Source organism: Streptomyces sp. NPDC091682, from assembly GCF_044756625.1.
Classification (GTDB): Bacteria; Actinomycetota; Actinomycetes; order Streptomycetales; family Streptomycetaceae; genus Streptomyces.
Genome location: NZ_JBIVTH010000009.1, coordinates 85881 through 100323, shown reverse-complemented (window position 1 = coordinate 100323; position 14443 = coordinate 85881). Strand labels below are relative to the sequence as shown.

Here is a 14443-nt window from a genome sequence, read left to right as displayed (position 1 = left end):
CGTCAGGCCCCGAACAAGCCCTGTTGTCCGCTTGATCCACTCCCGCCGTGCTGCGGGGGGACGAGCCCCAGGTGGGCCCATGCGGCGGGCGTCGCCACCCGCCCCCGGGGGGTACGTGCGAGCAGCCCCTCGCGGACCAGGAAGGGTTCCGCCACCTCCTCCACGGTCTCCCGCTCCTCGCCGACGGCCACGGCGAGGGTGGACAGGCCCACGGGTCCGCCGCCGAAGAGCTTGAGCAGGGCTTCGAGAACGGCGCGATCCAGTCGGTCGAGGCCGCGCCCGTCCACCTCGTACACCTGGAGGGCGGTACCGGCCACCTCGCGGTTGATCACGCCGTCCGCCCGGACCTGGGCGTAGTCGCGGACGCGGCGCAGCAGCCGGTTGGCGATGCGCGGGGTGCCGCGGGAGCGGCCGGCGATCTCGGCGGCGCCGGCGGTGTCGATCTCCACGTCGAGGAGGCGGGCGGAGCGGTGGATGACGCGTTCCAGCTCCTCGGGGGCGTAGAACTCCATGTGCCCGGTGAAGCCGAAGCGGTCCCGCAGCGGCGGGGGCAGCAGTCCGGCCCGGGTGGTGGCGCCGACCAGGGTGAAGGGCGGCAGCTCCAGCGGGATCGCGGTGGCACCGGGTCCTTTGCCGACGATCACGTCGACGCGGAAGTCCTCCATGGCCATGTAGAGCATCTCCTCGGCGGGCCGGGACATGCGGTGGATCTCGTCGAGGAAGAGGACCTCGCCCTCCTGGAGGGAGGAGAGGATCGCCGCCAGGTCCCCCGCGTGCTGGATGGCGGGGCCGGAGGTGATGCGGATGGGCGCGCCCATCTCGGCCGCGATGATCATGGAAAGGGTGGTCTTGCCGAGGCCGGGCGCGCCGGAGAGCAGGACGTGGTCGGCAGTGGCTCCGCGCTGCTTGGCGGCCTTCAGGACGAGGTCCAGCTGCTGGCGGACCTTCTCCTGGCCGACGAACTCGCCGAGGTCCTTGGGGCGCAGCGCCGCCTCGACGGCGGTGTCCTCGCCGTCGGCGGCGGCCGCCACGATCCGGTCGTCGCTCTCGTCTTCCCAGTTCACGCTGTCAGTCTGCCTTCTCGGTTCGTACGGTGGTCGGTCGCCTGCGGCCGGTCCCTGCGGGGCGTTCCCCCCGCCCCGCCCCTTCGCCGTTCCCGGGCGCTGCCCGGACCCGCTCCTCGATCGCCGGCGGGGCCGAACGCGGGCGCAGGGGTCAGCGGGCCCGGTTCAGGGACTGGAGGGCCGCCCGCAGGAGCTGCGGAACGGGGGCCGAACCGCCGGCGGCGATGGCGGCCTCGGCCTGCGGCGTCACCGCCGCGACCGCGTCCTCCGCCTCGCGCGAGGCGTAGCCGAGGCCGATCAGGGCGGCGGAGAGCTGCTCGGTCCAGGGGGCGGGCCCGGAGGCCGCGGCGCGCTGCGCGCCCACGAGGCCGCTGCTACCCAGTGGAGCCCCCAGCTTGCCCTTCAGTTCGAGGAGTAGTTTCTGGGCGCCCTTCTTGCCGATGCCCGGCACCGCCACGAGCGCCTTCTCGTCGCCGGTGGAGACGGCCAGCCGCAGCGCGTCGGGGCTGTGCACGGCGAGCATCGCCTGGGCGAGCCTCGGTCCGACCCCGCTGGCGGTCTGCAGGATCTCGAAGACCTGGCGCTCGTCGTCGTCGGCGAAGCCGTACAGGGTGAGCGAGTCCTCGCGCACGACGAGGGAGGTGGCCAGCCGGGCCTGCTCCCCCATCCGCAGGCCGGCGATGGTGGTGGGCGTGCACTGCACGGCCATGCCCACTCCCCCGACCTCGATGACGGCAAGGGTGGGGGCGAGTGCGGCGACCGGGCCGCTGACGAAGGCGATCATCGGGTACGGCCTTTCGAGGCGTGCAGGGCGACCGCCTGCTGGAGGCGGTTCTGGGCGGGGGCCCGCCAGATGTGGCAGATGGCGAGGGCGAGGGCGTCGGCGGCGTCCGCCGGTTTGGGTGGTGCGTCCAGCCTCAGCAGCCGGGTGACCATGGCGCCGACCTGGGCCTTGTCGGCCCGGCCGCTGCCGGTGACGGCGGCCTTGACCTCGCTGGGGGTGTGCAGGGCGACCGGTATTCCGCGGCGGGCGGCGCACAGCATCGCGACGGCGCTCGCCTGGGCGGTGCCCATCACGGTGCTGACGTTGTGCTGGCTGAACACCCGTTCCACCGCGACGACTTCGGGCCGGTGAGCGTCGAGCCATTCCTCGATGCCCTGCTCGATGGCGACGAGCCGGTGGCCCAACTCGGCGTCCGCGGGCGTCCGTACGACTCCCACGCCGAGCATGGTCAGCGGCCGTCCGGCCACCCCCTCGACGACGCCGACACCGCACCGCGTCAGCCCGGGGTCAACACCGAGCACTCGCACCACCGCCACCTCCTTCTTCGCGCAGGTGTGCAGGCTACCGGCCGCCTGTGACAGTGCACCGACAGCACGGACCGACCCGCCGGGCAGAGGGGCGCGCCGAGAGTGCCGGGGACGGAAACGACGGTGGGCCGACGGGGTGTCCCCGTCGGCCCACCGTTGACGCTCGGTCAGGCGTCGACCTTCTCCATGACTTCGTCCGAGACGTCGAAGTTGGCGAAGACGTTCTGCACGTCGTCGCTGTCCTCCAGCGCGTCGATCAGCTTGAAGATCTTGCGCGCGCCCTCTTCGTCCAGCTCGACCTGCATGGTCGGCAGGAAGTTGGAGTCCGCCGAGTCGTAGTCGATGCCGGCCGTCTGGAGCGCGGTGCGGACCGCGACCATGTCGGTGGCCTCGCTGATGATCTCGAAGCTGTCGCCGAGGTCGTTGACCTCTTCGGCACCCGCGTCGAGCACCGTTTCCAGGACGTCGTCCTCGGAGAGCTCGCCCTTGGGCAGCAGGACGACGCCCTTGCGGTTGAACAGGTACGAGACCGAGCCAGGGTCGGCCATCGAACCGCCGTTGCGGGTCATGGCGACGCGCACGTCGGACGCGGCACGGTTGCGGTTGTCGGTGAGGCACTCGATGAGCACCGCGACACCGTTCGGACCGTAGCCTTCGTACATGATCGTCTCGTAGTCGGCGCCGCCGGCCTCGAGCCCACCGCCGCGCTTGACCGCGGAGTCGATGTTCTTGTTCGGGACCGAGCTCTTCTTGGCCTTCTGGATGGCGTCGAAGAGCGTCGGGTTGCCATCGATGTCGGCACCGCCCATACGGGCCGCGACCTCGATGTTCTTGATCAGCTTCGCGAAGAGCTTGCCGCGCTTGGCGTCAACCACGGCCTTCTTGTGCTTCGTCGTAGCCCATTTAGAGTGGCCGGACATCTGCCTGTCTCCTTCGCGTCACCAACAGTGTTCGTCTCCGATCCTACCGGGAGCCCGTTACAGCCCCGCGCGCACCATGTCGACGAAGTACGCGTGAACGCGGTCGTCTCCGGTCAGCTCGGGGTGGAACGAGGTGGCGAGGACGTTGCCCTGGCGCACGGCGACCGTGTGGCCGTCGTACGTGGCGAGCACCTCGGCGGCGGCGCCGACGGACTCGACCCAGGGCGCGCGGATGAAGACGCCCTCGACCGGACCGCCCGCTATGCCCGCGAAGTCGACCTTCGCTTCGAAGGACTCGTTCTGGCGGCCGAACGCGTTGCGGCGGACGATCATGTCGATGCCGCCCAGGGTCTCCTGGTCCTCACGGCCGTCCAGGAGCTTGTCCGCGAGCATGATCATGCCGGCGCAGGTGCCGTACACGGGCATCCCGGCCGCCACGCGCTCGCGCAGCGGCTCCAGCATGCCGAACAGCACGGCGAGCTTCGACATGGTGGTGGACTCGCCGCCGGGGATCACCAGGGCGTCGACCTCGGCGAGCTCCTCGGGACGCCGGACCGGCCTGGCCACGGCGTCCGCCGCGGCCAGGGCGATCAGGTGCTCCCGCACGTCGCCCTGGAGGGCCAGGACACCGATCACGGGGGTGTTCGTCATGATCGGATTACCAGCCGCGGTTGGCGTAGCGCTCGGCCTCGGGGAGGGTGTCGCAGTTGATGCCGACCATGGCCTCGCCCAGGTTGCGGGAGGCGTCCGCGATGATCTTCGGGTCGTCGTAGAAGGTGGTGGCCTTCACGATGGCGGCGGCGCGCTTGGCCGGGTCGCCCGACTTGAAGATGCCGGAGCCCACGAAGACGCCCTCGGCGCCGAGCTGGCGCATGAGCGCGGCGTCGGCCGGGGTGGCGACGCCACCGGCGGAGAACAGCACGACCGGGAGCTTGCCGAGCTCGGCAACTTCCTTGACGAGCTCGTACGGGGCGCGCAGCTCCTTGGCGGCGGCGAACAGCTCGTTGTTGTCGTAGCCGCGCAGGCGGGCGATCTCGTTCTTGATCTGGCGCAGGTGGCGAACGGCCTCGACGACGTTTCCGGTGCCGGCCTCGCCCTTCGAGCGGATCATGGCCGCGCCCTCGGCGATGCGGCGCAGGGCCTCGCCCAGGTTGGTGGCGCCACAGACGAAGGGGGTGGTGAACGCCCACTTGTCGGAGTGGTTGACCTCGTCGGCCGGGGTCAGGACCTCGGACTCGTCGATGTAGTCGACACCGAGGGACTGCAGGACCTGGGCCTCGACGAAGTGGCCGATGCGGGACTTGGCCATGACCGGGATCGAGACGGCCTCGATGATCTCTTCGATCATGTTCGGGTCGGACATGCGCGCGACGCCGCCGTCCTTGCGGATGTCGGCCGGAACCCGCTCCAGGGCCATGACGGCCACGGCGCCGGCGTCCTCGGCGATCTTCGCCTGCTCGGCGTTGACCACGTCCATGATCACGCCGCCCTTCAGCTGCTCGGCCATGCCGCGCTTGACGCGCGAGGTGCCGATCGCCGACTCGGCGGACTGGGGGGAGGTGGGAAGCGTGCTCACGGATTGACCTCACTCGGAAGGAAGACGGGGTACTGCTCGTACTACTCGGCTGAGGAAACCCCAGGGGATCAGTCCACTACAAGGGCCAATGTGGAGCCTGTGGCTCCTTGATTTGTCCCTCGCGGCCCTTGGAAGCCCCTCGAAGGCCTAGGTCGGCCGGTCTGCAAGATCCACTGGGGGCTCGTCGTCCATTTCGAAGGCGAGCGGGAACGGCGCGTGTCCCGCCAGCCTGAACCAGCGGACCTTGCGGTGCCGACGCAGCGCGCGGGCGGCCCGTACCGAGTCGTTGAGGAAGCGCCGCGCCATCGGAACCCGGCGGACGGCCGCCGCCAGCTCCTCCGTGGCCTCGGCCCCACCGGGGGCCGCCTTGAGCACGTCGACCTGGTCGGCATCGGCGAAGACCGCCCGCAGTGCCTGGCTGAGTTCGCTCTCGGCCACCTCGCGGTGGTCCTCCTCGGCCTGCCGGGCGGCGTGCGCGGCCTCGTAGAGCACCAGGGAGGAGGCGGGGTCGAGCACCCCGGAGGTGGCCACCTCCAGCACGACGGAGGCCCGCCGCACGAGCTGGGCGTCGAGCGCGGCCCGCGCGGCGTCCATCCGCGAGTGCAGCCGGTCGAGCCGGCCGGCGGTCCAGCTGAGGTAGACCCCGATGACTCCGAGAGCCAGGGCGATCCAGACAAGGGTTTCGATCACGCTGCGCGACCCTACCGCTCCGCGCGGCCCCGGCCCCCATCGGGCCTGGTCCGGGCCGCCCCCGGACCAGTAAGGTCCATGATCCATAAACATCGGGGGGACAGGACATATGAAGCCGCACCGCAGAACAACGGCACGCGCACTGCTCGCGGTGGCCGCCGCACTCGTGGCGGCCACCCTGGCCGCCCACGTCTGGGGCGGTTCGGACGGCGGGCTCGTCGTGATGAACCAGGTGCACGGCCACTTCGTCGCCATGGGCTGGGTGACGCTGGTCGCCCTGGTCGGGGGGATCCTGCTGGGAGCACGGAAGACGGCGACGCGCCTCGCCCTGGGACTCCCGGTGGCCATTCTCGGAGTCATGGTCATGAGCCTCGCCACCATGCTGGCCATGCTGGCCGGTGGGCAGGAGCAGACGCAGAGCCTGACGGCCCCCGGACGGGACGACCGTCGCCTGGTCGTCGAAGAGGGCTCGGCCATGATCGACCCGCTGTGGTATGTGTACGTCCAGCAGGGCAGCTGGCCCCGGGAGCGCCGTTGGGCCGTCGGCTACTTCAACGGCGACGCCACCGGCAACGAGCTCCGCGAGGCCGTCTGGACGGCCCCCGACCGGATCCGGCTGACCACCTCGGACGGCGTGGTCCACGAGGTGGCCGTCGCCCCCGGCGGCCGGCCCGATCAGGTCGTCTCCGCCGGGTGGTGACCCCTCAGGAGAATCCTCAGGAGGACGTGGTGTCCTTCGAGAAGCCCAGGCGGGTGCGGAGCGGGACGCGTTCGTCCGCGGCCACCGCCGCGGCGCCGTCCGTCACCGTTTCGTAGACGGCCAGGATGTCCGCCCCGACCGTGGACCAGTCGAAGCGGCGCACGTGCGCCGAGCCGCGGGCGCTGAGCCCGGCCCGGCGCTCCGGGTCCCGCAGCAGGGCGATCGCCGCCGTCGCCAGCGCGTCGGAGTTCTCGTTGGCGAAGAGGTCGCCCGCCCCGCCCTGGTCCAGGACCTGGGCGAAGGCGTCCAGGTCGGAGGCGAGCACGGCCGCGCCCGCCGACAGGGCCTCGACCAGGATGATGCCGAAGCTCTCGCCGCCGGTGTTCGGGGCGACGTACACGTCCACGCTGCGCAGCAGCCGCGCCTTGTCCTCGTCCGAGACCATGCCGAGGAACTCGACCCGCTTGCGCAGGTCCGCGGACAGGGAGGCGACCGCCTCCTCCTCGTCGCCGCGGCCCGCCACGAGCAGCCGTACGTCCGGGCAGGCCTCCACGATCTTCGGGAAGGCCGCCATCAGCACCGGCAGGCCCTTGCGGGGCTCGTCGATCCGGCCGATGAAGCCCAGGGTCTGCCCCGACCAGTCGGGGTTGGGCTCGGCCTTGGCGAAGAAGTCCACGTCGACGCCGTTGGGGATGACGACCGCGTCGCCACCCAGGTGTTCCACCAGCGTGCGCCGCGCGTACTCGCTCACCGCGATCCGCGCGTTGATCTTCTCCAGGGCCGGCTGCAGGATCGGGTACGCCGCGATCATCGCCCGGGACCGGGGGTTCGAGGTATGGAAGGTCGCCACGATCGGCCCCTGCGCCGCCCAGCAGGACAGCAGCCCCAGCGAGGGCGAGGCCGGCTCGTGGATGTGGATCACGTCGAAGGTGCCGTCGTGGAGCCAGCGCCGTACCCGGGCCGCCGACAGGAAGCCGAAGTTCAGCCGGGCCACCGAGCCGTTGTACGGGACCGGCACCGCCCGCCCGGCCGAGACCACGTACGGCGGCAGCGGGGTCTCGTCGTCCGCCGGGGCGAGCACCGACACCTCGTGGCCGAGGCGGATCAGGTGCTCCGCCAGGTCCCGGATGTGGAACTGGACGCCACCCGGCACGTCCCACGAGTACGGGCACACGATGCCGATCTTCACTACGGGCGCTCCTCCAGGTCGTCCAGCCACAGCCGCTGCAGCATGTGCCAGTCCTCCGGGTGCTCGGCGATGCCCCAGGCGAAGGCGTCCGCCATCGCCTGGGTCATGAGGGTGGTCTTCTCGGTCCGGGTCCCGGTCTTCGGTACCTCTACCTCGGGGTGGATCCGGCCGTACATCTTCGGCGTGTCGCCGTAGTGCAGGGTCGCCGGGAGCAGCACCGCGCCGGTCTGCTGGGCCAGCAGCGCCGGCCCGGCCGGCATGCGCGCCGTGGCGCCGAAGAAGTCCACCTCGACCCCGGAGGCCGACAGGTCCCGGTCCGCGACCAGGCAGACCAGGCCGCCGGAGCGCAGCCGCCGGGCGAGGGTGCCGAAGGCGGCGCCGCCGCTGTGCGGCAGGACCTCCATGCCCAGGCTCTCCCGGTAGGCCACGAAGCGGTCGTAGAGGGTCTCGGGCTTCAGCCGCTCGGCGACCGTGGTGAAGGGCGCCTCCATGTGACCGATGGCCCAAGCCCCGGCGAGGTCCCAGTTGGCGAGGTGCGGCAGGGCCACGACCACGCCGCGCCCGGAGTCGAGGGCCTCGCGCAGCAGGTGCTCGTCCCGGAACTCGACGTCGGTGCTGAAGCGCTCCGGGTCCATGGTCGGCAGCCGGAAGGATTCCATCCAGTACCGCATGTACGAGCGCATGCCCGCCTGCGACAGCTCGCGCAGCCGCTCCGGACCGGCGTCGGGCACCACCCGGGCCAGGTTCGACTCCAGCCGCAGCACACTCTTGCCGCGCCGCTTCCACGCGAAGTCGGCGATGCGCCGGCCCAGGGCCACGGCGGCCGGTTCGGGCAGCTTCTTGACACCGGCCCAGCCGAGTCCGTACAGCGAGTCGACCAGCTTGTCCTGTATGGCGCCCATCAGGCCGCGCCGCCTTCGGCGGACGCGGCCGCCGCGTCGGCCTCGGCCGACTCGCGGCGCACGGTGACCACCCGCTGGATCAGGGTGACGAGCGAGCCCACCGCCACGATCCACAGCGCGATCGGCAGCAGCACGCCGATCCAGGACGGCACACCGAAGGTCTGCAGCCCGGACAGGCCGGCCGCGACCAGCGAGATCACCAGCCTCTCGGCCCGCTCGATGAGCCCGTTGACGGCCACCGGCAGCCCGATCGACTCGCCGCGCGCCTTGGTGTACGAGACCACCTGACCGCTGGCCAGGCAGAAGATCGCCACCGCGCACAGTGCATTGTCGTTCCCGTTGCCCGCGTACCAGAGCGCGAGGCCGCCGAAGATCGCCGCGTCCGCCACCCGGTCGAGGGTGGAGTCGAGGAAGGCTCCCCACCGGCTGGAGACACCGGCCTGGCGGGCCATGTTCCCGTCCACCAGGTCGGAGAAGACGAAGAGGGTGATCGTGATCGTGCCCCAGAAGAACTCGCCGCGGGGGAAGAACCACAGCGCGCCGGCCACCACTCCGGCCGTGCCGATCAGGGTGACCGCGTCCGGGCTCACCCCCCGCCGGAGCAGAAATGCGGCGAATGGCGTGAGAACACGCGTGAAGAATGCACGCGCGTACTTGTTCAGCATGGCCTTCCCGGAGGGTCGCTGGGCCGCACGGCCACCACGGCCACCGGCTGGCCCATCGTAGCCAGCACGCCACCGCGCGAACGCCGCGCACCCACCGGTTCGTGTCACGTAAGACGTACTTCACGCCCCGGACCGCCTCCGGTGGGCCCCCGGTACCTCCCCGGTACGACGTATGGACGGGATGTGACACCAGTGCAAAGCTCGAAGAATCCCGCGTTCCGCCTCCGCGGAGGCGGCCGGGACACCCGATCCGGACACCTATCCCCCACACCACCCGACCCTCCTCACCGTCACCACCGGGAGGCACGAGCATCATGGGAGCCACATCACACCAAGCCGGAGCCGCCGGCAGGGCACTGACGGCCGACCGCCCCTCGTCCATTCGGAACGTCGTGCTGGTCGGCCACAGCGGATCCGGCAAGACCACGCTGGTCGAAGCCCTCGCCCTGACCGCAGGAGCGGTCAACCGGGCCGGCCGGGTCGAGGACGGCGCCACCGTCTCCGACTACGACGAGATCGAGCACCGCCGGCAGCGCTCCGTCCAACTGTCCCTCGTCCCCGTCGAATGGGGCGGAATCAAGATCAACATCCTGGACACCCCCGGATACGCCGACTTCGTCGGGGAACTCAGGGCCGGTCTGCGCGCCGCGGACGCGGCCCTTTTCGTCGTCTCGGCCTCGGACGGGATCGACGGCGCCACCCGCATGGTCTGGGACGAGTGCGAAGCCGTCGGCATGCCCCGCGCCATCGTCGTGACCCACCTGGAAGCCGCCCGCTCCGACTACGCGCAGATGACCACCGTCTGCGGCGAGATCTTCGGCGCCGACGACCCCGACGCGGTGATCCCCCTCTACCTCCCCCTGCACGGCCCGCCCGGCCCCGACGGGCACGCCCCCGTCACCGGCCTGCTCGGCCTGCTCTCCCAGCGCGTCTACGAGTACGCCTCCGGCACGCGCGTGGAGCGCGACCCGGACCCGGCCGAGCTCGCCCTCATCACCGACGCCCGCGCCCGGCTGATCGAGGGGATCATCGCCGAGAGCGAGGACGAGAGCCTCATGGACCGCTACCTGGGCGGCGAGGAGATCGATCTCAAGACCCTCGTCGACGACCTGGAGCGGGCGGTGGCGCGCGGCACCTTCCACCCCGTCCTGATGGCCGCCCCCGCCGCCGACGGCGCCCGCCAGGGCCTGGGCACCGTGGAAGTCCTGGAACTGGTCACCGGCGGCTTCCCCACCCCCCTGGAGCGCGCCGCCGTCACCGTCACCCGCCCCGACGGCGCCGCCCGCCCGGACGTCACCTGCGATCCCGACGGCTCCCTCGTCGCCGAGGTCGTCAAGACCTCCTCCGACCCCTACGTCGGCCGGGTCTCCCTCGTACGCGTCTTCTCCGGCACCCTGAAGGCCGAGGAGACCGTCCACGTCAGCGGGCACGGCCTCGCCGACCGCGGTCACGAGGACCACGATGTCGACGAGCGGGTCGGCACCCTCTCCTCCCCCTTCGGCAAACAGCAGCGCGTCCTCACCCGGTGCATCGCCGGAGACCTGGCCTGCGTGGCCAAGTTGACCCGCGCGGAGACCGGCGACACCCTCTCCGCCAAGGACGACCCGCTCCTCATGGCGCCGTGGACCATGCCCGACCCCCTGCTCCCCCTCGCCATCGAGGCGCACAGCAAGGCCGACGAGGACAAGCTGTCCCAGGGCCTGGCCCGGCTCGTCGCCGAGGACCCGACCATGCGGCTGGAGCAGAACCCGCACACCCACCAGGTCGTCCTGTGGTGCCTCGGCGAGGCCCACCAGGACGTCGCCCTGGAGCGGCTGCGCACCCGCTACGGCGTGCAGGTCGACCCCGTCCCGCACAAGGTGAGCCTGCGCGAGACCTTCGGGGCCAAGGCCGCCGGGCGCGGCCGGCACGTCAAACAGTCCGGCGGCCACGGCCAGTTCGCCATCTGCGAGATCGAGGTGGAACCGCTCCCGCCCGGCAGCGGCATCGAGTTCGTCGACAAGGTCGTCGGCGGCTCCGTGCCCCGCCAGTTCATCCAGTCCGTGGAAAAGGGCGTACGGACCCAGGCGGCCCGCGGGGTCGCCGCCGGCTATCCGCTGGTCGACGTGCGCATCACCCTCCTCGACGGCAAGGCGCACTCGGTGGACTCCTCCGACGCGGCCTTCCAAACGGCCGGCGCCCTCGCCCTGCGGGAGGCCGCCGCCGAGGCCCGGATCGACCTCCTCGAACCGGTCGCCGAGCTCGCCGTCGTCGTCCCCGACGAGTACGTCGGCCCCGTCATGAGCGACCTGGCCGGCCGCCGCGGCCGTGTCGTGGGCACCGACCAGGCCACGCCGGGGCGCACCCGGGTCCGCGCCGAGATCCCGGAGATCGAGATCGGCCGCTACGCCGTCGAGCTCCGCTCCGTCTCGCACGGCACGGGCCGCTTCGCGCGGGCGTACGCACGCCACGAACCGATGCCGCCGCAGATCGCGGAAAAGGTGCGCGAACAGGCCGAGAAGGGAAGTTGATTGGTGTAGCACAGGGTCGGCCGCCCACCCAACCAGTTTGCGGTGGGCGGCATTTCCCTGTCCCATGACCATGGGGTGAGATCCGCCGATAGGCTCTTCGGCGCACCAAAAGAGCAGGAACGCACAGCGATGGGGGCAGCGGTGGCGGACGACGGATTCGACTTCAGGCCCGGAGCGCAGGTTCCGCTGCAGGGGGGCGGCGGGCAGACGGCGGCGACCAACGCCCTCGCCTCGGCCGCGTACCGGGACGGCGGCAAGGACAGCAAGCTCGAGAAGATACTCACCGCCAACAACGAGAACCACCCGGCGACGATCAAACCGCCCAAGATCTCCCTCTTCGAACCCAGCCTCGGCGAGGCCTTCTGCCGGGCCGTGGAGGCCCGTGCCCTCGGACCGGGCCGCAAGCCCCTCATCCAGTCCTTCGGCGCCGATCCGCAGACGGTGGTGGAGCACTGCCTGGCCGCCTCGCACATCCGCAAGGAACGCGACCGAAGGCTCCGGTTGATCATGCTGGTCTGCGGCGTGCTGTTCCTGCCCGGCCTGCTGCTGTGGCTGGGCCTCTTCCAGCTCCGCAAGACCCTGGCCGCCAAGGAGGGCAAGCACAGCTCCTGGATCGGCACCGTGGTCCTGGTCGGCATCGGCGCGGTAGCGGCCGTCCTGATGTTCAAGCTGCCGCTGACCGGCTTCCTCGGCCTGTACGCCCGCGGCATGATCATCGCCCCGGCCCTGGGCTGGCTGCTCGCCCGCCGCACCTGCGAGGCCACCGCCCGGGACCTGCGCGCCCGCTGGGACGGACTGCTGTCGGGCGGCGGGGTCGGCGCCAAGATCCCCGAGGCCGTACCCGGCAACCCCGACGAGAAGGCGCGCGAGGACCTGCGCCACCAGCTCGCCAAGCTCACCGCGGAGGACCGCAGCAACCAGGTCTTCTACGCCGGGCCCAAGGGGATCCTGGGCATGGGCACCCGATGGGGCAGCTGGCAGATGGCCGAGGAACTGGCCCCCAAGAGCGAGGGCATGGAGATCCATCCCTTCCGCAGCTGGGACGTCATACGCGGGATCGACGCCCAGCTCCGCAAGCTGGAGCGGGGCCCCCTGCACACCGGCGGCTTCCCGGCCGCCGCGATCCAGCACTGGATCGTCACCCCGATCGGCGAGGGCGCCGCCGAGGTGGCCCGCCCCACCGGCGAGAACGTGGACGCCTTCCTCATCAAGCCGCACGAGATCACCCGGATCTGCAACGAGCAGCAGTTCAGCGCCGGCAACCGGCACTACCTGGGCATCCAGTACCCGCTCTGGGACGGCCAGCTGGTCATCAACATGCTGGTCACGGTCACCGTGCTCTACAAGACGCTGCGCGTGGACGTCACCGCGCACGCCCTGGGCCCCGTACACGGACTGTTCACCAGCAAGTCCGCGGCTCCGACCGTGGAGGTGCCCAAGAGCATCCGCTTCTGGGAGACCGTGGAGCGCCCGCTGCCGCTGGTGGACGCCCAGGAGGTGGTGCGCCTCGCCGTGCGGGCCCCGCTGACCTGGTACCCGCCGCTCCTCGAGTTCTTCGGCGGCAAGCTGATCCTGCCCGAGCCCTTCGGCCTGCGCCACGTCTGGGCGAGCTCGATGTGGCGCCACCGCTTCATGGCGGACGACGCCCTGCGCACGGTGGCACCGGTCCTGCGGTCGATCCACGCGGCGACCTTCAAGGTGCTGGAGGAGAACGGCGTCGACACCGACCGCTTCACCAACCGCTCCTCGATCATGAGCGGGCTCGTCCAGGAGCCGTCCCCGCGCAAGGCCGACGTCTACGACGCGTGACGCACGGGGGCGCGCAGGCACGCGTGGGTAGGCTGGGGTGACGTCAGAGGAGGGACCATGACCGAGCGCAAACCACCGGGCGTCAGCTTCGAGTCCTTCGTGGACCGGCAGATCCGACAGGCCACCGAGCGGGGCGACTTCGAGAGCCTGCCCGGCTACGGCAAGCCGCTGGCCTCGCTGGACGCGCCCTACGACGAGCAGTGGTGGATCAAGGACAAGCTGCACCGCGAGGGCTTCGCCGTCCTGCCGCCGGCGCTCGCGCTGCGCAAGGAGGCCGAGGACGCCGCGGAGGAGGTCCGGGCGGCCCGCTCCGAACGCCAGGTGCGGGACCTCCTCACGGAGATCAACAAGAAGATCGCCGCGGCCCTGCGCAGGCCCCCGCCGGGCCCGCCCCTGGGCCTGACGGAGTTCGACGTCGAGGCCGAGGTGGAAACCTGGCGGCGGCGCCGCCCGGACCCGACCTGACCGGTCCTCACGGGACGGACCTCAGTCGACGGGCCAGGCGTCGGCGAGCATCTGGCGGGTGTCCGCCAGGAGTTGGGGCAGCACCTTGGTGTGGCCCACGACCGGCATGAAGTTCGTGTCCCCGCCCCAGCGGGGCACGATGTGCTGGTGCAGGTGCGCGGCGATGCCGGCGCCGGCGGCCGCGCCCTGGTTCATGCCGATGTTGAACCCGTGCGCGCCCGAGGCCTTGCGCAGCGCGACCATCGCCCGCTTGGTGAGGTCGGCGAGCTCGGCCGTCTCCGGCCCGTCCAGCTCGGTGTAGTCGGCGACGTGCCGGTACGGGACGACCATGAGGTGCCCACCGTTGTAGGGGTACAAATTGAGCACCGCGTAGACGTGCCGACCGCGCGCCACGATCAGGCCGTCCTGGTCCGACATCTCCGGAATCCCGCAGAAGGGACAGCCGTCCCCGGCCTCCGGGCCGGTCGGCTTGTTCTCCCCTTGGATGTAGGCCATCCGGTGGGGCGTCCACAGTCGCTGGAACGCGTCCTGCGTGCCCACACCGATCTGCTGCTCCGGCTGAGTCGTCATGGCGGCAAGCATATGACCTTGGCCTGGCGGACGAAGAAGGCCCCCGGAAAGTGATCACTTTCCGGGGGCCGA

Annotated in this window: 15 protein-coding genes; 4 read left to right on the top strand and 11 right to left on the bottom strand. The window is 71.3% G+C overall.

Annotation, left to right across the window (positions count from 1 at the left end):
• Nucleotides 1-2: 2 nt before the first annotated feature.
• The 7 genes from ruvB to ACIQK6_RS21715 all read right to left on the bottom strand — a co-directional run bounded on the left by ruvB (nucleotide 3) and on the right by ACIQK6_RS21715 (nucleotide 5561).
• Nucleotides 3-1064: a Holliday junction branch migration DNA helicase RuvB gene (gene ruvB / locus ACIQK6_RS21745; RefSeq protein WP_329103973.1), complete on the bottom strand. Its 1062-nt coding sequence runs from the start codon at nucleotides 1062-1064 to the stop codon at nucleotides 3-5.
• 151 nt (nucleotides 1065-1215) lie between these two features.
• Nucleotides 1216-1848: a Holliday junction branch migration protein RuvA gene (gene ruvA, locus ACIQK6_RS21740; protein WP_329103971.1), complete on the bottom strand. Its 633-nt coding sequence runs from the start codon at nucleotides 1846-1848 to the stop codon at nucleotides 1216-1218.
• Complete coding sequence (ruvC, locus tag ACIQK6_RS21735) at nucleotides 1845-2375, bottom strand: crossover junction endodeoxyribonuclease RuvC (RefSeq protein WP_329108103.1); 531 nt, start codon at nucleotides 2373-2375, stop codon at nucleotides 1845-1847. Before ruvC ends, ruvA begins: the two co-directional genes overlap by 4 nt.
• A 167-nt stretch (nucleotides 2376-2542) precedes the next feature.
• Complete coding sequence (locus ACIQK6_RS21730) at nucleotides 2543-3295, bottom strand: YebC/PmpR family DNA-binding transcriptional regulator (RefSeq protein WP_329103969.1); 753 nt, start codon at nucleotides 3293-3295, stop codon at nucleotides 2543-2545.
• 57 nt (nucleotides 3296-3352) lie between these two features.
• Nucleotides 3353-3946 carry a pyridoxal 5'-phosphate synthase glutaminase subunit PdxT gene (pdxT, locus tag ACIQK6_RS21725; RefSeq protein ID WP_327386385.1) on the bottom strand — a complete coding sequence of 198 codons (594 nt, stop codon included), beginning with the start codon at nucleotides 3944-3946 and terminating at the stop codon, nucleotides 3353-3355.
• Nucleotides 3947-3953: 7 nt separating this feature from the next.
• Nucleotides 3954-4871, bottom strand: a complete 918-nt coding sequence (gene pdxS / locus ACIQK6_RS21720; RefSeq protein WP_030706266.1) for a pyridoxal 5'-phosphate synthase lyase subunit PdxS — start codon at nucleotides 4869-4871, stop codon at nucleotides 3954-3956.
• Nucleotides 4872-5018: 147 nt separating this feature from the next.
• Nucleotides 5019-5561, bottom strand: coding sequence for a membrane protein (locus tag ACIQK6_RS21715; RefSeq protein ID WP_030010553.1), 543 nt, complete (start codon nucleotides 5559-5561; stop codon nucleotides 5019-5021).
• A 109-nt stretch (nucleotides 5562-5670) separates the two neighbouring features.
• Here ACIQK6_RS21715 and ACIQK6_RS21710 point away from each other — a divergent pair, with 109 nt between their 5' ends.
• On the top strand, nucleotides 5671-6261 hold the full coding sequence (locus ACIQK6_RS21710; protein WP_329103965.1) for a hypothetical protein: 591 nt from the start codon (nucleotides 5671-5673) through the stop codon (nucleotides 6259-6261).
• Between the two features lie 16 nt (nucleotides 6262-6277).
• On the opposite strand, the gene ACIQK6_RS21705 is transcribed toward ACIQK6_RS21710, so the two are convergent.
• The 3 genes from ACIQK6_RS21705 to pgsA are packed head-to-tail and all read right to left on the bottom strand — an operon-like array spanning nucleotide 6278 to nucleotide 9017.
• Nucleotides 6278-7450, bottom strand: coding sequence for a glycosyltransferase family 4 protein (locus ACIQK6_RS21705; protein WP_329103963.1), 1173 nt, complete (start codon nucleotides 7448-7450; stop codon nucleotides 6278-6280).
• Nucleotides 7450-8352, bottom strand: a complete 903-nt coding sequence (locus ACIQK6_RS21700; RefSeq protein WP_329103961.1) for a phosphatidylinositol mannoside acyltransferase — start codon at nucleotides 8350-8352, stop codon at nucleotides 7450-7452. Before ACIQK6_RS21700 ends, ACIQK6_RS21705 begins: the two co-directional genes overlap by 1 nt.
• Nucleotides 8352-9017 carry a phosphatidylinositol phosphate synthase gene (gene pgsA / locus ACIQK6_RS21695; protein WP_329103959.1) on the bottom strand — a complete coding sequence of 222 codons (666 nt, stop codon included), beginning with the start codon at nucleotides 9015-9017 and terminating at the stop codon, nucleotides 8352-8354. The genes ACIQK6_RS21700 and pgsA overlap by 1 nt, the downstream gene beginning before the upstream one ends.
• A gap of 314 nt (nucleotides 9018-9331) precedes the next feature.
• On the opposite strand from pgsA, the gene ACIQK6_RS21690 reads away from it, so the two are divergent.
• The 3 genes from ACIQK6_RS21690 to ACIQK6_RS21680 all read left to right on the top strand — a co-directional run bounded on the left by ACIQK6_RS21690 (nucleotide 9332) and on the right by ACIQK6_RS21680 (nucleotide 13801).
• A complete protein-coding gene (locus ACIQK6_RS21690) occupies nucleotides 9332-11527 on the top strand; it encodes an elongation factor G-like protein EF-G2 (RefSeq protein ID WP_402695282.1) in 2196 nt (731 codons plus the stop codon).
• Between the two features lie 129 nt (nucleotides 11528-11656).
• On the top strand, nucleotides 11657-13336 hold the full coding sequence (locus ACIQK6_RS21685; RefSeq protein WP_329103955.1) for a hypothetical protein: 1680 nt from the start codon (nucleotides 11657-11659) through the stop codon (nucleotides 13334-13336).
• Nucleotides 13337-13393: 57 nt separating this feature from the next.
• Nucleotides 13394-13801 carry a DUF1992 domain-containing protein gene (locus ACIQK6_RS21680; RefSeq protein WP_329103953.1) on the top strand — a complete coding sequence of 136 codons (408 nt, stop codon included), beginning with the start codon at nucleotides 13394-13396 and terminating at the stop codon, nucleotides 13799-13801.
• 21 nt (nucleotides 13802-13822) lie between these two features.
• On the opposite strand, the gene ACIQK6_RS21675 is transcribed toward ACIQK6_RS21680, so the two are convergent.
• Nucleotides 13823-14383, bottom strand: coding sequence for an HIT domain-containing protein (locus ACIQK6_RS21675; protein ID WP_329103951.1), 561 nt, complete (start codon nucleotides 14381-14383; stop codon nucleotides 13823-13825).
• Nucleotides 14384-14443 lie beyond the last annotated feature (60 nt).